At 75.8% G+C, this 18,540-nt stretch carries 9 protein-coding genes; 3 read left to right on the plus strand and 6 right to left on the minus strand.

The genetic code is table 11. The annotated features are described in order from the left end of the window. Nucleotides 1–5: 5 nt before the first annotated feature. A complete protein-coding gene (gene paaB / locus ACZ8ZB_RS01325) occupies nucleotides 6–317 on the minus strand; it encodes a 1,2-phenylacetyl-CoA epoxidase subunit PaaB (RefSeq protein ID WP_470735869.1) in 312 nt (103 codons plus the stop codon). Beyond that, nucleotides 314–1,339, minus strand: a complete 1,026-nt coding sequence (paaA, locus tag ACZ8ZB_RS01330; RefSeq protein ID WP_470735870.1) for a 1,2-phenylacetyl-CoA epoxidase subunit PaaA — start codon at nucleotides 1,337–1,339, stop codon at nucleotides 314–316. Before paaA ends, paaB begins: the two co-directional genes overlap by 4 nt. A gap of 335 nt (nucleotides 1,340–1,674) precedes the next feature. Here paaA and ACZ8ZB_RS01335 point away from each other — a divergent pair, with 335 nt between their 5' ends. From ACZ8ZB_RS01335 to ACZ8ZB_RS01345, 3 genes are read left to right on the plus strand one after another with little or no spacing between them, the layout of a single operon-like run. After that, entirely contained in the window at nucleotides 1,675–1,923 is a 249-nt protein-coding gene (locus tag ACZ8ZB_RS01335) for an acyl carrier protein (RefSeq protein ID WP_470735871.1), read from the plus strand. Further along, entirely contained in the window at nucleotides 1,923–3,407 is a 1,485-nt protein-coding gene (locus ACZ8ZB_RS01340; RefSeq protein ID WP_470741393.1) for a class I adenylate-forming enzyme family protein, read from the plus strand. The genes ACZ8ZB_RS01335 and ACZ8ZB_RS01340 overlap by 1 nt, the downstream gene beginning before the upstream one ends. After that, the gene (locus tag ACZ8ZB_RS01345) at nucleotides 3,404–4,093 is read left to right on the plus strand and encodes a 4'-phosphopantetheinyl transferase superfamily protein (RefSeq protein WP_470735872.1); all 690 of its coding nucleotides are present in this window, start codon (nucleotides 3,404–3,406) and stop codon (nucleotides 4,091–4,093) included. The genes ACZ8ZB_RS01340 and ACZ8ZB_RS01345 overlap by 4 nt, the downstream gene beginning before the upstream one ends. Nucleotides 4,094–4,144: 51 nt before the next feature. Here ACZ8ZB_RS01345 and ACZ8ZB_RS01350 read toward each other — a convergent pair whose 3' ends face one another. From ACZ8ZB_RS01350 to ACZ8ZB_RS01365, 4 genes are all read right to left on the minus strand, one after another. Further along, nucleotides 4,145–4,339 (minus strand): antitoxin, encoded by a 195-nt coding sequence (locus tag ACZ8ZB_RS01350; protein WP_470735873.1) that lies wholly within the window; start codon nucleotides 4,337–4,339, stop codon nucleotides 4,145–4,147. 68 nt (nucleotides 4,340–4,407) lie between these two features. Further along, nucleotides 4,408–5,637, minus strand: coding sequence for a crotonyl-CoA carboxylase/reductase (gene ccrA, locus ACZ8ZB_RS01355; RefSeq protein WP_470735874.1), 1,230 nt, complete (start codon nucleotides 5,635–5,637; stop codon nucleotides 4,408–4,410). A 66-nt stretch (nucleotides 5,638–5,703) separates the two neighbouring features. Continuing rightward, nucleotides 5,704–9,597 carry a type I polyketide synthase gene (locus tag ACZ8ZB_RS01360; protein WP_470735875.1) on the minus strand — a complete coding sequence of 1,298 codons (3,894 nt, stop codon included), beginning with the start codon at nucleotides 9,595–9,597 and terminating at the stop codon, nucleotides 5,704–5,706. Continuing rightward, entirely contained in the window at nucleotides 9,590–18,229 is an 8,640-nt protein-coding gene (locus ACZ8ZB_RS01365; RefSeq protein ID WP_470735876.1) for an amino acid adenylation domain-containing protein, read from the minus strand. The genes ACZ8ZB_RS01360 and ACZ8ZB_RS01365 overlap by 8 nt, the downstream gene beginning before the upstream one ends. Between the last annotated feature and the right edge of the window lie 311 nt (nucleotides 18,230–18,540).

An 18,540-nucleotide genomic window follows, 5' to 3' on the forward strand; every position in this document is an offset into this window, starting at 1 on the left:
GGGCGTCACTCGTCGTGCTCACCTTCGGGGCCTTCCTCGGTCAGCGGCGCGTAGTGCTCGGGGTAGCGGTAGGGCTTGTGGCGGGCGCCCGCGAAGTACGGGTCGCGTTCGTCCGGGGAGGTCGCGTGCACGGCGTCGGAGCGGACCACCCACAGCGACAGCGGATCGCCCCGGCGCGTGTACAGGTCGCGGGCGGCGGCCAGCGCCGCGTCCGGGCCGGCCGCGCGCACCGACCCCACGTGCTGGTGGGCCAGGCCCCGGCGGGCCCGCAGGAAGACCTCCCAGGACGCCGGTGCGCCCTCCCGTGCCCCGCTCATGCGTCCTCCCCTCCCGCCGCGTCCGCCCGGGCGGCGTACGCGGCGGCGGCCTCCCGGACCCAGGCGCCGTCCTCGTGCGCGGCCCTGCGGTGCGCGATCCGCTGCCGCGCCCAGTGGGTGTCGTCGCCCAGCGCCTCGCGGTAGGTGTCCCAGTCGACGGGCGTGAAGTCGTAGTGGCCGCGCTCCTCGTTCCAGCGGATCGCGGGGTCGGGCAGCGTCAGGCCGAGGCGTTCGGCCTGCGGGACGCAACTGTCGACGAAGCGCTGGCGCAGTTCGTCGTTGGTGTGGCGCTTGATGCCCCAGGCCATCGCACGGCGGGAGACCGCGGCTCCCGGCGCGGCGGTCCGGGCGCCGGCGCCGCCCGCCCCGGTGTCGGGCGGCCCGAACATCAGCGCCACGGCCGGAAGCCACCAGCGGTCCACCGCGTCCTGCGCCATCTCCTTCTGCTCCGGCGTCCCCTCGCACAGGGCGCGCATCAGGTCGTAGCCCTGCCGCACGTGGAAGGCCTCCTCCTGGCAGACGCGGCGCATGGCCCGGGCGTACGGCCCGTAGGAGGTGCGGCACAGGGGTGCCTGGTTGATGACGGCGGCGCCGTCCGTCAGCCAGGCGATGGCTCCGGTGTCCGCCCAGGTCAGCGCGGGGTGGTTGAAGGTGGCGGAGGCCCGCTGCCGCCCCTCGTGCAGGGCGTCCAGCAGGTCGGCGCGGTCCACGCCGAGCGTCTCGGCGGCGGAGTACAGGTACAGGCCGTGGCCGGCCTCGTCCTGGACCTTGGCGAGGAGGACCGACTTGCGGTGCAGGGACGGGGCGCGGGTGAGCCAGGCCCCCTCCGGCTGCATGCCGATGATCTCGGAGTGGGCGTGCTGGGCGATCTGGCGGACCAGCATGCGGCGGTACCCGTCGGGCATCCAGTCGCGCGGCTCGATCGTCCCGCCGCCGGCGACGAGCGCGTCGAAGCGGGCGAGCGGCCCGTCGCCGTCCGCAGGGGCCGCGGCGTCGGTGGCGGTGGCGGTCCGCGGGGTCACCGGGCACCGCCCGCGCGTCCGGGGTCCGCCGCGGCGGTGCGGCGCTCCGGACACCGCCCCGGGGCCCGGACCCGTACCGGCTGCCTGGGCACTCGCATCACTCCTTCGGCTCGGATCCGCCCGCGTCCGGCCGGGAGCGGGCCGGACGGAGCGGATGGCTTCGTCGCGGTAAGAGGACGGGCGCGCGGTCCGGCTATCCCCGCCGCGCGAGGTTCGGGCGCGTGACAAAGCTCACGGACCGGCCCGGGGAGTGGGACCGGGCCCCGCCCGCCTCTCCAGGGGGTGACAGTCGTACACCGCGCGGCGGCCGGCACGCCGAGGCGAAAGGGGAAACCATGAGCACCATCAGGGAGTTGCTGGTCGAACTCACCGGCACGGCCGAGTACGCCGACCAGGTCGGCGACGACGTCGACCTGGCCGCCAGCGGCATCGACTCCGGGGACCTGGTGCGCCTCGTCCTCCTGGTCGAGCAGCGGCTCGGCGTGGAGATCACCGCAGAGGACATGGAAGGGCTGCACACCATCGGCGACTACGAGCGCTTCGTGGCCGGGCGCGCGGCCGCCGGCGCGAGCGGCGGCGCGTGATGTGGCTGACGCAGCTGCTGGAGCGCAACCGCCAGTGCCGGCCCGACCGGACCGCGCTGGTGGACGAGGAACGCAGCGTCACCTGGGCCGAGTTCCACGACCGCACCATAGAACTGGCTCGAGGGCTGGCCGAGTTGGGCATAGGCCGGGGTGACCGGGTGGCGGTGCTCGCCAAGGACCGGATCGAGGTCCTGGAGAGCTACTTCGCGCTGGCCCGGCTCGGCGCGCTGTTCGTGCCGCTGAACCACAGCCTGGCCGGGCCCGAGATCGCCGGGATCGTCGAGCGCGTCGGGGCGGTGGCCGTCCTCGGCGAGTCCGAGCTGCTGGACCGGCACCCCGAACTGCCGGCGTCGGTGCGGATCCGGCTGGCCCTCGACAAGCCCGCCTTCGCGGCGCTGGGCACCCTGGCCGCCGGGCGGGACCTGCCGGACGTCGCCGACACCGACCCGGTCGCCGTGCTGCACACCTCGGCGACCACCGGGCAGGCCAAGGGAGTCACCGTCGACAGCGCGTCGCTGCGGGCCATCGCCCTCGGCTGGCTGGTGATGGCACGCCCCACCGACGACATCGTCATGGTCAACTGCTGCCCGCTGTACCACGGCAGCATGGTCGTGTCGCTGACCTACCTGGCGGCCGGCGCGACGGTCGTGCTGATGCCCGGCTTCACCCCGCAGCGGGCGCTGTCCGCGGTGGAGCGGCACCGCGCCACGCACATGTGGCTGGTGCCGCAGATGCTGCGCTTCATGCTCCGGGCCCGGGCGTCCCACCGCGCCGACCTGTCCACCCTGCGGGAGATCCTGTACGGGGCCGCCCCCATGCCGCTCGACGTCTACGCCGACGCGGTCGAGCGGCTCGGCTGCGGCTTCCGGCAGGTGTACGGCATGACCGAGGTGGGCGGCCCGTTCGTCACGCTCGGCCCCGACGAGCACCCCGCTCCCGGGGACGTCACCGCCCGCATCCCGTGCGGGCGGGTCGTGCCGGGCATGTCCGCCCGCGTGGTGGACGAGGAGGGCCGGGAGCTGCCGCGCGATGAGATCGGCGAGATCGTGGTGCGCGGGCCGGGCGTCATGCGGGGCTACTGGAACGACCCGGAGGCCACCCGTGAGATCACCCTCGACGGCTGGATCAGGACGGGCGACCTCGGCTTCATGGACGACGAGGGCCGCATCAGCCTGGTGGACCGCACGAAGGACGTCATCATCCGCGCGGGCCAGAACGTCTACCCCTCGGAGATCGAGCGTGCCCTGACGACCCACCCGGCGGTCCGGGACGCGGCGGTCGTCGGGACACCCGACGAGGACTACGGGGAGGTGCCGCTGGCGTACGTGGCCCTGGAGCCGGATGCGGAAGCGGACGCGGCGGCGCTGCTCGCGCATGTCGCGGGGCTGCTCGCGCCGTACAAGCGCCCGCGACGGGTGGAGTTCATCGAGCAGGTCCCGCGCAACCCCGCCGGGAAGATCGTCAAGAAGCTGTTGCGGGTGTGAGCGCGCGGCGGCGGGCGACGGACGGTGACGTGTCCGCGCTGCGTCCGCTGCTGGCCGCCGCCGGGCTCGGTCTGGGCGTCGCGGCCGTCTCGGAACCGTGTCCGCGGCCGGCCGGACCGGCCGAGGCGGCCGCCGCGGCGTCGATGCCGCCGCGGCGCCGGCTGGAGTTCCTGGCCGGTCGGCGGGCCGCCCGCCGGGCCCTGCGCGCGGTGGGGCTGGACTGCGGCGAGATCCCTCGTTCGGGACGGCTGCCGGTGTTCCCGCCGGGCCGGGCGGCCTCGATCTCGCACAGCGCCGGGATCGCCGTCGCCGTGGCCCGCGCCCCGGACCGGGACCTGCCGCTCGGCTGCGACCTGGAGCTGCGGCCCCTCCCCCGCGCGGCGGCTCGCCTGGTGCTGCGCGCGGACGAGGAGGCGCTGCTCGATGACGGGGAGCCGCCGCGGGGTGCGGGCGCGGCCCGGTCGGTGACGGAGCTGTTCTCCGCCAAGGAGGCCGCGTGGAAGGCCCTGGACGTGCCGGGGGGCGGAGGCCGGACCGGACCGGCGGGGAGCCTGCGGGACCTGCGGGCGTGCCCGTCCGGGGACGTCCTGCTCGTCTGCCTGCGCGCGGATCCGGCACGCGCCGTACGGGTGCGGGTGGTGCGCGTCGGGGCAGGGGTGTTCAGCTACGTGGCCGGCCGGGCCTGAACAGGCGTTTCCCGCCCCCCGGCGCGCCGGGGGGCGGGAAGACGGGCCGGGTCAGCGCTCCGGCGTGCCGCCGTCCCGGTAGGAACGCCGCGCCGCGTCGGCCACCTTGTCGGTCTTGGCGTCGTACTTGCCGCCCGTCCGCTCGTCGACCATGCGCTCGGCGCCCGAGACGCCCTTGTCGGCCTGGTCGGGGTGGCCCTTGGCCATCTGCTTGGCCTTGTTCATCATGTCGCCCAGCTTGCCCATGGGGGGTACCTCCGGGAGGTGCGCGTGCGTCGTACCCCGCCGCAGGTACCCCTCAGGCCGGACACGAATCACCCCCGGTCGCCCACCCGTGCGGCCATGTTCCCGGCCGGATGCCGGTTGTCGTGGATGAGCTGGTGGGCGAGGCCGATCTCGTCGAAATCGAAGGTACGGGACAGGCACGGGTCGATGATTCCCTGATCGATCAGCCGGGTGACCTCTCGTGCCTCGCGGGCGGTGGCGACGTGCGAGCCCTGCAGGCGCTTCTGCCGCATCCACAGGAAGCGCAGGTCGACGTCGCCGTTGTAGCCGGTGGTGCCGCCGCACAGGACGACCATGCCGCCGTTGTCGCACAGGTACAGCGAGGTGGGAACGGTGTCGGCGCCGGAGTGCTCCAGTACGATGCGCGGGCCGCGGCGCTCGCCGAGCACCTCCCAGAAGCGCCGGCCGAAGGCGCGGGCGCCCGACAGCCAGCGGCCCATGGCCGCCTCGTCGGAGGTGTCCGGCAGCCGTCCCCAGTGGTCGAACTCCCGCCGGTCGATGAAGCCCTCGGCGCCCAGCTTGAGGCAGAACGCGCCGCGTTCCTCGCTCGAGACGACCGCGACGGGGATGCCGCCGACGTGCCGGACGAGCTGGATGGCGATGCAGCCCAGTCCGCCGGCGCCGCCCCAGACCAGCACCGGGTCGCCGGGGCGCACCGTGTGCGGCGGCCAGCCGAAGAGCTGGCGGTAGGCGGTGGCCGCGGTCGCCATGTAGCAGGCGGCCTCCGGCCAGGACAGCCGGGCGGGCTTGGGGTGGCACATGTAGTCGTCGACGACCGCGAACTGGGCGAAGGAACCGTAGTTCTCCTCGTAACCCCACACCCGCTGGCTGGTGGACCAGGTGGGGTCGCCGCCGAGGCGGACGTCCTCGGCCCTCTCGTCCCAGCGGTTGGCGAGGACGACGACCTCGTCGCCGAGCTTCACCCCGCGCACGTCCTCACCGACCGCCCACACGATCCCGGACAGGTCGGAGCCGCCGATGTGGAAGTCCTCGACGGCACCCGCCTTCTGCCGGGCGGCGATCACGTCGAGCGGCGAACCCAGCGCCGCCCAGACGTTGTTGTAGTTGATGCCGGCGGCCATCACCTTCACCAGGACCTGTCCGCGCCCCACGGGCGGGACGTCGACCACCTCGGTCCGGAAGGCGTCGACGGGCTGTCCGTAGCGCTCACGGCGGATGAGCGAGGCGTACATCTTCCGGGGGACGGTGCCGATCTCGGGCGCGTCGCCGAGTTCGTACAAGTCCTGGGTCGCTCTCACGCTGGGTCTCCTCAACGCGTGCTCGGGGGAAACGGGAAACGGGAAACGGGGAACGGGAACGGCGGTTCAGCCGTCGAGGCCGCGCAGGGCCTTGGCGACCGTCTCGCCGATGCGGGCGATCGGCTCGGGTTCGGTCATCTCGTAGTGCCCGCAAGGCACTTGGTGGTCGTGGAGCGTGCCGTCGACGTAGGGCCGCCAGCTGTCGGCCTTGCCGGGCAGCACCGCCAGGTCGCCCGGGAAGTCCGTGGGGTCCTCCTCGGCCGCACTGAAGAACAGCACGTCACCGCGGTAGACGCCGGGGGCGAACTGCGGTGCGATGCGCAGGTTGTTGCGCATGACGGCGGCGATGGCGGCGGCCTCGGCGCGGGTGACGGGCGAACTCGCCGGGTCGGCCGTGACCCGGGTGTCGATCCGGTCCAGGACGGTGTCGACGTCCGGGGGCGCCGCGGCGAGGTCCGCGGGGAGTCCGGCCACCCTGGACAGCAGGGCCGCCACCTGGCGTTCGGCCGCGTCGGGGTCGTGGACGGTGCCGTGCGGCTGGGGGGCGTCGAGCATGGCGAGGAGGTCGACGCGCTCGCCGTCGCGCTGGAGCGCGCAGGCCATGGCGTGGGCGACGAACCCTCCGTAGGACCAGCCCAGCAGGCGGTACGGGCCGTGCGGCTGCACCTGGCGCACCAGGCCGAGGTAGTGGCCGACCATGGCGGCGGCGTCCGGCGCGGGCGGGGCGGTGCCGTCGAGGCCGGCCGCCTGGATGCCGTGGACGGGCCGGTCACCGCCGAGGTGCGGCAGCAGACCGGTGTAGCGCCAGGACACGCCCGCCCCGGGATGGACGCAGAACAGGGGCGTGGCGGTGCCCTCGGCGCGCAGCGGCAGCAGCGGGCTCAGCGCGGTGGGGGCCTTCCCCGCTCCGGTCCCGTCCGGTTCGACGGCGGCGAGGACCCCGGCCACGGTGGGCGCGGCCAGCAGGGTCGCCGCCGGGACGTCGAGGACGCCGGCCTGGCGCAGTCGGCCTGCCAGCAGCACGGCGCGCATCGAGTCGCCGCCGAGGTCGAAGAAGTTGTCGTGCAGGCCGATGCCGCCGATGCCGAGGGTCTCCTCCCAGAGCCGGGTCACCGCCCGTTCGCGTTCGGTGCGCGGCGGTACGTGCTCCGTCGTCAGCCGGGGCCGCGGGGCGAGGCCGGGGCCGGTGTCCGCGGGGACCGGGGTGCCGGGCGCGGCGGGCTCCGTGCGGGCGCCGGGAGCGTCGATCCAGTGGCGCCGGCGTTCGAAGGCGTACGGGGGCAGCGGCACCCGTCGGGGCGCGCCCGGCACCGGGGGCAGGGCGCCGTCCACGCCCGCGCTCCACAACCGCCCCAGCGCCTCGGCGAGGACGAACCCGTCGGACGCCTCGGCCTTGGCGTGCCGCATGGTGGTCACCGTCACCGGTGTCTCGTCGGCGAGCCGGCCGGCGGCCAGCTTGGTCAGGGTGTCGCCGGGACCGATCTCCACGAGGACGGGGCGCAGGCGGTCCCACAGGGCGGTGATGCCGTCGGCGAACCGCACGGTGTCGCGGGTGTGGGCGATCCAGTGCCGCACGGAGGTGGCCTGGGCGTCGGTGACCCAGGTGCCGGTGACGTTGGTGACGTACGGGATGCGCGGCGGACGCAGGGTGACCCGGTCGAGGTGGCTCTCGTAGGCCGGCAGGACCGGGTCCAGCACGTGGGAGTGGGCCGCGACGGGGATGCGCAGGCGGCGGAACGGGACGCCGCGGCGGGTGAGCCGGGCTTCGAGGCGGGTGACGGCGTCGAGGTGTCCGGCGACGGTGCAGGCGCCGGGGCCGTTGACGGCGGCCAGGGACAGTTCGTCGTCGAGCAGCGGCCGGACCTCCTCGGCCGGAGCGGCGACGCCGACCGTGGCTCCGCCGGCGGAGCCGATGAGCCGGATGCGCTCGGTGACCAGGGGCAGCATGTCCGCGAGGTCGATGACGCCGGCCAGGCAGGCGGCCGTGTACTCGCCGAGCGAGTGGCCGATCAGCGCGTCCGGGCGCACGCCCGACTCCATGAGCGTGCGGGCCAGGGCGTACTCGGTGACCACGAGCCCGAGGAACGCGGAGGTGTCGTCGGGCCGCCGCTCCTCGAAGAGGGCGGCGCGCAGGTCGGCGCCGAGGACGGGCCGCAGGATGCGGGCGCACTCGTCGACGGTGTCGCGGTAGACGGTGCGGTCGCGGTACAGGTCCGCGCCCATGCCGGGGTACTGGGTGCCGCCGCCGGGCAGCAGGAACGCCACGCGGGCCGGGTCGTCGGAGAGCGGCGGGGTGGCGGGAACGGCGGAGCGCAGCGCGTCGAGCGCCTCGTCGCGGGAGGCCGCCGTGACGGTGAGCCGGTGGCGCAGCGCGGGCCGGTCGGCGCGCAGGGAGTGGGCCACGTCGTCCAGGCGGAGCGCCGGCCGGCGTTCCAGGTGCCGGGCGAGTGCCTCGGCCTGGCCGCGCAGGGCGCCGGCGGTGCGCGCGGACAGCGGCAGTACCAGGCGGTGTCCGTCCTCGGGTGGGCGGGGCGCGGCGGGGGCCGGCGGGGCCTCCTCCAGGACGACGTGGGCATTGGTGCCGCCGATGCCGAAGGCGCTGACGGCGGCGCGGCGGGGGTGCTCCCCTGCGGGCCAGTCCTCCAGGACGGTGGGCACGCGGAAGGGGCTCGCGTCGAAGTCGATGAGCGGGTTGGGCCGGTCGAAGTGCAGGCTCGGCGGGATCCGCCGGTGTTCCAGGGCCAGGACCGCCTTGATGAGTCCGGCGATGCCGGCGGCGGCTCCGAGGTGGCCGATGTTGGTCTTGACCGAGCCGAGCGCGCAGAATCCGGTCCGCCGCGTGCTCTGCCGGAACGCCTCCGTCAGGGCGGACACCTCGATCGGGTCGCCGAGCCTGGTGGCGGTGCCGTGCGCCTCGATCAGGCCGATGGTGCCGGCGTCGACCTCCGCCTGGGCCTGCGCGGCGAGGATCACCTCGGTCTGTCCGGCGGCGCTGGGCGCGCTGAAGCCGACCTTGCGGCGGCCGTCGTTGTTGACGGCGCTGCCGCGGATGACGGCCCGGACCCGGTCCCCGTCGGCGAGGGCGTCCTCCAGCCGTTTGAGCACGACGGCTCCCACGCCGTCGCCGGAGGAGGTGCCGGCGGCGTCCGCGGCGAAGGCGCGGCAGTGGCCGTCGGGCGAGAACGGCCCGTCGGGCACGTGGCGGTAGCCCAGTGCCGCGGAGGGGTTGAGGGAGACGGCGGCGGCGAGCGCGGTGTCGCAGCGGTGGTCCAGCAGGTCCTGGCAGGCGGTGTGCACGGCGACCAGCCCGGTGGAGCAGGCCGTCTGGAGGGACACGGCGGGGCCGGTGAGGCCGAGTTCGTAGGAGACGCGGGTGGCGAGGGTGCCCAGGGAGTTGGCGGTGGCCGCGTGGACGAGCGCCACCGAGCCGGGCTGCCCGGCGAAGCGGGGGTACACGTGGGCCGGGTAGTAGCGGCTGTCGCCGCCGCCCGCGTACACGCCGAACGCCTCCCCCGCGCGGTCCCCGCCGAGGCAGCCGGCGTCCTCCAGGGCGTGGTACGCCGTCTCCAGCAGGAGCCGCTGCTGCGGGTCGACGACGGCGGCCTCGGCGGGGCCGTAGCCGAAGAAGCCGGAGTCGAAGCGGTCGATGCCCTCGACGACCGACGCCATCCGGACCAGCGTCGGGTCGTCCAGGTCGCGCGGGTCGCCGCCCGCGGCGAGGAACTCCTCGTCGGTGACGGGCCGCACGGACTCCCGGCCGGCCGCGAGGTTCTCCCAGAAGGCGTCGAGGTCGTCGGCGCCGGGGAAGCGGCCCGCCATGCCGATGACGGCGACGGCGGGGAGGTCCTCGTCGTGGGGTGCGGTGGTGTCGTGCACGGCCTGTGCCTCGTCCTCTCCCGGCTCGGTGGTGTCGTGCATGGATGTCGCCTCGTCCTCTCCCGGCCCCGCGGTGTCACGCACGGCCCCGGTCCTCGCCGTGCCGTGCCGATCGGCGGGCGCGTGCCGCGCGCTGGCGCCGTGCCTGGTCCTTGGCCCGGTCGAGACCGCCGTGCGAGGGCTCGGCGGGCTCGCGCCGCGGCGCCGGTCCGACGGCGGTCGTGGCGCCGGCGCCGACGCGCGCCGACAGGTGGCGGGCCAGGTCCCGGACGGTGGGGTGCGCGAACAGGTCGACCACCGGCAGGTCGGTACCGAAGGCGCGGTTGACGGCGGCCTTGGCGGTGACCAGGAGCAGGGAGTTGCCGCCCAGGTCGAAGAAGTTCTCGTCCCGGCCCACCCGGTCGCGGCCCAGTACGCCGCACCACACCTCGGCGAGCCGGTTCTCCAGCCGCCGCAGTTCCTCTCCCGCCTCCGCCTCGTCCGGGCGCGCGGTGGTGCCCGCCGAGCGCAGCGTCCAGGCGTCGGACAGGCCGGCCGCGTGGGCGCCGTCGGCCGCAGCGCGGTACAGGGCGCCCAGGTCGGTGCCGTCCTCCAGGCCGACGCGCGCGGCCAGGCGCCGCACCTGCCGCACGGGGGCCACGACGTGGCTGCGGACCCAGGGGGCGGTGCGGTCGGCGCCGATCAGCAGGTGCGGCTCGTCCAGGGAGCGGGCCAGGTCGAACGAGCGCAGCGCGGCGGGGACGTCGAGCAGCCGGTAGCCGCGGGCCTCGGTGAGCGCGGTGAGCCCGTAGCCGCGGCTCATGCCGCGCTCGCGCCACATGCTCCAGGCCAGGGACTGCGCGGGCAGGCCGAGGGCGCGGCGGTGGCGGGCGAGGGCGTCCAGGTAGGCGTTGGCGGCGGCGTAGGCGGCGTTCATGGCGCCGCCGAAGAAGCCGTTCACCGAGGAGAAGGTGATGAAGGAGCCGACCGGGTGGTCGGCGGTGATCCTGTGCAGCGTCCACGCGCCGCGCGCCTTCGCCTCCAGCGCCCGGCGCCAGGCGGCGGCGTCCAGCTCGCCCACGGGGCGTTCCACGAGCGTGCCGGCCAGGTGCAGCACCGACCCCAGGGGCACGCCCCACTCCTCGGCGGCGGCCTCCACCGCGGCCCGCACCTGGCGTTCGTCGGTGACGTCGGCAGGGGCGTAGCGGACCTCGCCCAGCTCGCGCAGACGCGGCAGGACACGGCCGTCGGGTCTCGGTGTGCGCCCGATGACGAGCAGCCGGGTGCCGGGGGTGCGCAGCAGATGGGCGGCGATCTCGGCGCCGACGCCGCCCAGCCCGCCGGTGAGCAGGGTGAAACCGTCGGGCGCGGGCTGTCCCGCGCGGGGCGGGGTGTCGGGCAGGGGGGCGAGGCGGCGCACGTACCGCTGCCCGTCGCGGTACGCCACGTCCGCACCGTCGGCCGTGACCGCCGCCTCGGCGAGGAGGGTCGGCAGGTCCGGGTCGCCGGTCGGGGGGAGGTCGAGGTGCGTGGCGCGCAGCCTGCCGGACTCCTCGCCCAGCGACTTCAGCAGCGCACCGGTCATCGCGTGGGCCGGATCGGGGAGTTCGCCGGGGTGCACGGCCTGGGCACCCGCCGTCACGTGCACCAGGTGGACGGGGCGCGACGGTTCGGGACGCGCGGTCAGGGCCCGGACGAAGGAGAGCAGTTCCTCCGCGCCGGTCGTGTCGTACGGCTCCACGGCGCCGGTGCCCCGCGGTGCGCCGAGGTGCAGTACGGCGTCGACCGGCCGCTGGTCGCGTTCCAACCGGTCCAGCAGTGCGGCGTAGTCCCTCCGCTCGCCGGGCCGGACGCGGTAGCGAGCGGCGTCGAGGCGTGCGTACGCCGTGCCCCCTTCGGCCACGGTGCACCGGCCGCCGCTCCCGCGCAGCGCGTCCGCGAGCCGCTGGGCCAGGGCGTCGCCGTCCCGGGCCAGGACGAGGGTGTGCCGTCCGGGCGCCGCCGGGCGGGCGTCGGGGCGTTCCGCCCGCTGCCACACGGGCCGGAGGAACCAGTCGGGGACGGTGGCGGCGGTGCCCAGCAGCAGTTGGGTGCGGCGGACCTCGGTGTCGAAGTCGCCGGCTTCGAAGCGCTTGCGCAGTCGGGTGCGCTGGATCTTGCCGATCTCCGTCTTGGGGACGGTCTCGCGCGCCACCGGGATCAGGAAGGCCGGACTGACGCCGATCTCCCGGGTGACCTTGCCGGCGATCTCGCGGAGGGCGCCGGCCGGGTCGGCGGCTGCCTCGGGGGTGAGGTGGAAGAACAGGGCCAGTTCGTCGGTGGGCGACGACGGGTCGGTGCGCACCGCGACCGCGGCGGTGAAGCTCCGCTCCACGCACGGCAGTTCCTCGACGCAGGCCTCGATCTCGTGGCTGTAGTGGTTGACGCCGTTGACGATGATGACGTCCTTGGCGCGGCCGGTGATGTACAGCTCGCCGCCCCGCAGGAACGCCAGGTCGCCGGTGTCGAACCAGCCGTCCCCGGTGAACGCCTCGGCGTTGGCCGCCGGATTGTCGTGGTATCCGCCGGTCACGGAGGTGCCGCGGACCTGGAGCCGGCCGGCGTCCCCCTCGGGGAGGACCGTGCCGGTGTCGTCGACGACCCGCATGGCGAAGCCGGGGTAGGGCCGGCCGCAGCTGACGAACGCGCCCTCGGCGGCGTCGGGTTCGCCGGGCAGGACGGCGTCGGTGACCACGGAGCAGGTCTCGGACATGCCCCAGCCGGGGTGCATCACGTGCTGCGGCAGGCCGAACGGCTTCAGCGCGTGCAGGAACCGGCGGGCGGCCGAGGCGACGACGACCTCGCCGGCGTTCATCACCAGCCGCATCGGTGACAGGTCCCAGGCGCGGTCGGTGAAGCGGTGGGACTGCTCGGCGAGGAGCCCGAAGGCGAAGTTGGGCGCCCAGGTGACGGTGGCCCGGTGCCGGTCGGCGAGGTCCATCCAGCGCAGCGGGTCCTGCAGGATCCAGGAGGTGGGGGCGTGGACCTGGCGGCAGCCGAGGTACACGTCCCGCAGGTGGAACATCACCACGCCGGTGACGTGGTCGAGCGGGATCCAGTTCAGGGAGACGTCGTCCGCGCCGAGCCCGTTCATCTGCTCGGTGGCGGCGGACCGGGTCAGCACGTTGCGGTGGGTGAGCCGCACCGCCTTGGGCAGGCCGGTGCTGCCGGACGTCATGAGCATCAGCAGGAGGTCGTCCGGCTCGGCGGGGTGCCAGTCGCGGTCCTCGGGCGCCTCGCGCAGCGCGTCGGCCGTGGTGATCCGTGGTCCGGGCCAGTTCTGCCGGGCGGCCAGGGCGCGCAGTCCGGCCTCGCGGCCGGCGGAGCAGACGATCCAGGGCCGGCCGAGCATCCGCCAGACGCCCTCCAGCTTGGTCAGCGCCGCCGAGGGCGTGTCGTGGGAGGCGGGGACGGTCAGCGGGACGGCGACGAAGCCGCCGAGGACGCAGCCCCACAGCACGGCGAGGAAGTCCTCGGTGGCGTCGCACTGGAGGACGACCCGGTCGCCCGGGCGCAGGCCCGCCCGGCGCAGGCCGGCCAGGACGCGGGAGGCCTCGGGGATCAGGGAGGCGTAGCGGCGCCGGTGTTCGCTGCCGTCGGCGTGGACGTGGACGATGTCGCCCCGGTCCCGTGCGGCGGCACGCCGCAGGGCCTCGGCCCAGCTCGGCACGGACGGCTCGGTCAGTGCGGGGCCCTCGCTGAGCGCCGGGACGGCGGACGCCCGGTCGGTGCGGGCGGGGGCGGGGGCGGGGGTCGTACCGCGGTCGGGCAGGCCGGTGTGACGGCGGTCCAGTTCCTCGGGGGCCTGCTCCACCGTCACCTCGGCGTCGGTGACGCCGGGGAGGGCGGTCAGGCGATCCCGCCAGGTGCCGGCCGCGGTGCGGTCGACGGCGGGCAGGGCGCGCAGCGCCGCGGTGTCGACGGTGCCGTCCTGCGCGCGGGGCAGCGCGTTGACCGCCGTGACGCGGACGGTGCCGTGGCCCGCGCGGTCCAGGGCGTCCTCGACGCGTTCGGCGGCGTCCGCCCGCCCCGGCACCACGTACAGACGTGGGGGGGCGCCGTCGGCGCCGGGCAGGGCGCGGGCGTCGCGGACGCCGGGCACGGCGAGGGCCGCGTCCTCCAGCTCCGCGGGGTCGGTCGCGGCCGGGAGGGGGGTGCGCCCGGGGAGCGCGGGCAGTTCCCCGACGCGGACCCCGGGGTCGGCGCCCACCGCGCGCAGGACGTCGTGCAGGGCGTGGGTGAACGCCTCTGCGGTGCCGGCGTCGTAGAGACCGGTGGCGTACTCGACGTGCAGGGTCAGGCCGTCGGGGGCGCCCGCCGGGGTGTGGCGTTCCAGGACGTCCACGAAGAGGTCGAACTTGGCGGTGCCGGTGGCGGTGGGCCGCAACTCTGCTCGGACGGCGTCCAGTTCGAGGACGGCGGGGGCGTTGTTCTGCAGGGCCAGCATCACCTGGAACAGGGGGTGCCGGCCGGGGGTTCGAGGCGGGTTGAGTTCGTCCACCAGCCGGTCGAAGGGCAGGTCCTGGTGGTCGAGGGCGGCCAGGTCGGCGGTGCGCAGCCGGGCGAGGAGGTCCCGGAAGGCGGGGTCGCCGGAGGTGTCGGCGCGCAGCACCAGGGTGTTGGCGATCAGGCCGATCAGGGGGTCCAGCGCGGGTTCGGTGCGGCCCGCGACGGGGGTGCCGAGGACGATGTCCTCGCCGGCGCCGCAGCGGGTGAGCAGGGCGCTGACGGCGGCGTGCAGCACCATGAACAGGCTGGCGCCCTCGCGGTCGGCGAGGCCCAGCAGGGCGCGGTGCAGGGCGGCGTCGACGGTGGCCTCGACGTGCGCGCCGCCGCCGCGCGGTGCGGTGGGACGCGGCCGGTCGCCGGGCAGGGTGCACTCCTCGGGCAGGCCGTCCAGCGCGGTGCGCCAGTGGGCGGTGAGCCGCTCCAGCCGGCCCGGGCCGTCCGGTCCGGGGGCCAGCAGGGCGCGCTGCCACAGCGCGTAGTCCGCGTACTGCACCGGCAGCGGGGTCCACGCGGGCGCCCGGCCGGCCCGGCGGGCCGCGTAGGCGGTGCTCAGATCGTCGGCGAAGGGGCCGAGCGACCAGCCGTCGGCCGCGCTGTGGTGCAGGACGAACAGCAGCGTCCGCTCGGCTCCGGTGCCCAGCAGCCAGGCGGCGAGGGGGCTTTCGGCGGTGAGGTCGAAGCGGTGCCGCAGCGCGGCGGTGATGTGGGCGGCGGTCTCCGCGGCGGGGCAGTCGACGCGCCGCAGCACCGGACGCAGCTCCCCCGGCGGCAGGACGCGCTGGTGGGGGACTCCGTCGTGCTCGGCGATCACCGTCCGCAGGCTCTCGTGGCGGTCGGCCAGGTCGCCGAGGGCCGACCGCAGCGCCTCGGTGTCGAGGTCGGCGCCGACCGGGACGAGGAGCGGGATGTTGTAGGTGGCCGCTCCGCCGTCGAGCCGGTTCAGGAACCACATGCGTTCCTGGGCGAAGGACAACGGCACCCGCTGCGGGCGCGCGGCGCCCGCGAGGACCGGCCGGGGCGGGACGGCGCCCGCCCGCACGGCGAGCCGCCGGGCGAGGGCGGCCGGGGTCGGCGCCTCGAACAGGGCGGTGACGGGGATCTCGGCGCCGGTCTCGTGCCGCAGGCGGGCCAGCAGGCGGGTGGCGAGCAGGGAGTCGCCGCCGAGGTCGAAGAAGTTCGCGTCGGTGCCCACCGTGTCCCGCGGCAGTTTCAGCACGTCCTCGAACAGTCCGCACACCAGGGCCTGTTGCGGTGTCCCCGGGCGGGTGCCGGACGCGGCGGCGGTGAAGTCGGGGGCGGGCAGGGCCCGGACGTCGAGCTTGCCGTTCGCGGTCAACGGCAGCCGGTCCACCGGGACGCAGACGGCCGGGACCATGTGCGCGGGCAGGTGCACGGCCGTGTGGGCGCGCAGTTCGGCGGGGTCGACGGGTCCGTCGCCCGCGGGGACGGCGTAGGCGACGAGGTGCAGGGCGCCGTTGTCGGCGCGGCGGGGCACGACGGCGGCGCGGGCGACGCCCGGGTGGGCGGCGAGGACGGCCTCGATCTCCCCGGGTTCGACGCGGAAGCCGCGCAGCTGCACCTGGGCGTCGGCGCGGCCGAGGTAGTCGAGCGTGCCGTCGGGGCGGCGCCGGGCCAGGTCGCCCGAACGGTACATGCGGGTGCCGGGCGGGCCGTAGGGGTCGTCGAGGAAGCGCTCGGCGGTCAGCTCGGGCCGGTTCAGGTATCCGGCGGCGACGCCGGGGCCGGAGACGTACATCTCGCCGGTGGCGCCGGGGGGCACCGGGCGTCCCGCGGCGTCCAGCAGGTGGACGCGGAGGTCGGCGAGCGGGGTGCCGATGACGCTGCCGCGGCGCGGGTCGTCCAGGTCGGCGCGGGTGAGGCGGTGGTGGGTGACGTGCACGGTGGTCTCGGTGATGCCGTACATGTTCGTCAGCGCCGGGCGGTCCAGGCCGTGCCGGTCGGCCCAGGGGCGCAGCCGCGCCGGGCGCAGGGCCTCGCCGCCGAGGACGACGTGGCGCAGCGCCCCGCTGTCCCCGGCCCGTTCCAGGTCGGCGTCGATCAGCTGCTCGAACGCGGACGGCGTCTGGCTGAGGACCGTCACGCCCTCGCGGTGCACCAGCTCCAGGAACTCCCCCGGCGAGCGGCTGACGGCGTGCGGCACGACGACGACCCGGCCGCCGTGCAGCAGGGCGCCCCAGATCTCCCAGACGGAGAAGTCGAAGGCGTAGGAGTGGAACAGCGTCCACACGTCGTCGGCGCGGAAGTCGATGTGCTCGGCCGCGGCGGCGAAGAGCCGCACGACGGCCGCGTGCGGGACGGGCACGCCTTTGGGGCGGCCGGTGGAGCCGGAGGTGTGGATGATGTACGCGGTGTCGGACGGGCTCACCGGCCCGTGCCGGTCGGCGTCGCCCAGGTCGGCGCCGGAGCGGCGGGCGAGGTCCGCCGCGACCTCCGGGTCGTCCAGCAGGACGGTGGGGACGGCGCCTCGGGCGAGGTGGGCGTGGGCGTGCTCGGTCACGAGGGCGACGGGGGCCGCGTCCTCGACGACCAGCCGCAGCCGCTCGGCCGGGTGGCCGGGGTCCAGGGGCAGGTAGGCGGCGCCGGTCTTGAGGACGGCCAGCAGGGCGGGCAGCAGCCGCGCTCCGCGCTCCAGGGCCAGCGCCACCACCCGGCCCGGGCCGGCGCCGTGTCCGGTCAGCAGCCGGGCCAGGCGGTTGGCCTCGGCGTTGAGTTCGGCGTACGTGAGCCGTCCGTCCCCGCAGGTGACGGCGGTCCGCTCGGGCCCGGCCGCCGCCCGCTCCTCGAACAGCTCCGTGAGGGTCCGCTCGACCGGGTACGTGTGCACGGCGGTGTCGCGCGGGTGCTCGCCCGGCAGCAGGACGTCCAGGTCGCCCAGCGGCGTCGTCGGCTCCGCCTCGGCCAGCCGGCGCAGCACCGTGAGGAACCGGTCGCGGTGCAGGGTGAGTTCGTCCTCCTCGTACAGGGCGGGGTTGGCGTCGAGGGCCAGCCACAGTCCGCCGGGGCGGGCGCCGGGGCGCACCGAGATCTGGAGGTCGTCGACGGCGCCGCCGGACAGGTGGTGCCAGGTGGTGGGGTGTCCGCCGAAGACCGGGGACTCGTCGAACGGGACGATGTTGAGCACCGGCCCGTGCAGTCGGCGTCCGGTGCCCAGCAGACCCAGGTCGCGGCGGAGGAGCTCGCCCCGGTAGCGCTGGTGGCGGCGCAGGGCCTTCAGTTCGCCGGCGACGGCCCGCGCCAGCTCCACGACGGACGTCCCGGGGGCGGCGGCCACGCGCAGCGGGAGGACGTCGGAGGCGGTGCCGGGGGTGCGCAGGGCGGCGCCGCCGAGCCGGCTCATCGTGGCCAGGCCCAGCACCAGGTCCTCCGCGCCGGTCATCCGGTGCAGGTAGGCGGCGGTGGCGGCGGTCAGCAGGTCGGTGCGCCGGACCCCGAGGCGGGCCGCGGCGGCGTCGAGGGCGCCGGCCTCGGCGGGCGTCAGCTCGGCGGTGCGGCGCAGGAAGGGCGCGACGGGGGCGGCCGTGCGGGAGGTGAGCCGGGCGGGCTCCGGCAGGCCGGCCAGGCGCCGCGCCCAGTGGTCGCGGTCGCGGGCGTACCGCTCGGAGGCGCGGTAGGCCTCCTCCTCCGCCCGGAGCCGGCTCACCGGCGCGAAGCCGCAGGGGTCCGGCTCCCGCCCCTCGGCCAGGGCGTTGTACGTCTCGGCCAGGCGCCGCCCGAGGAGCTTGTAGCTGTAGCCGTCGAGCAGGAGGTGATGGGCCCTCAGCAGCCAGAGGAAGCGGTCGGGGGCCAGGGTCAGCAGGGTGTGCGCGAACAGCGGGCCCTTCTCGAGGTCCACGGGGGCCGTGAGATCGGCGCGGACGTGGGCCCACGCGGCGGCTCCGGGGTCCTCGGCGTCGCTGACGTCCACCCGGTGCAGGGGCCAGTCGTCCGCGTCCGGGGCGAGGTGACAGCGGGGCCCGTCGTCGGTGTCGGCGAAACGCAGGGCGAAGGTGTCGGCCTCACCGACGGTGCGCCGCAGCGCGGTCTCGAACAGAGCGGTGTCGAGGGGGCCGTGGATCTCCACCGCCTCCGCGGTGTTGTACGCGGCGCCGTCCGGTGCGAGCCGCCCGGCGTACCAGAGGCCCTCCTGGGCCCCGGACAGCGGTCGACGTTCGTCCTCCTGGAGTGACATAGCACAACCCTCACGTGGCAAGCCGTAATGTCCCGGCCGGCGAAGGCCCGGCCGGATCGGACGGGTGCGGCCACCGCTCCGTGCCGCCCTCGCGTGTGTGTACGCGCCGGGCGGGCCCACGGGGCGGAAAGGACGTCGCACGCCGAGGGCGGGGGATCACGTCACCCGCCCCGGTTTCACGGCACAGCACGGTGGTGCACCGGAACCGGCCGGGTCAAGGGGGAGCGGGCCCCCGGGACGCCGTTTCAGGGATTTCCCTGGAGAACGCGGAGCCGGGGAGTGCGCGTCCCGCTCCGACCTTTAGGGAAATC

It is taken from the genome of Streptomyces sp. 12E (genome assembly GCF_055633275.1).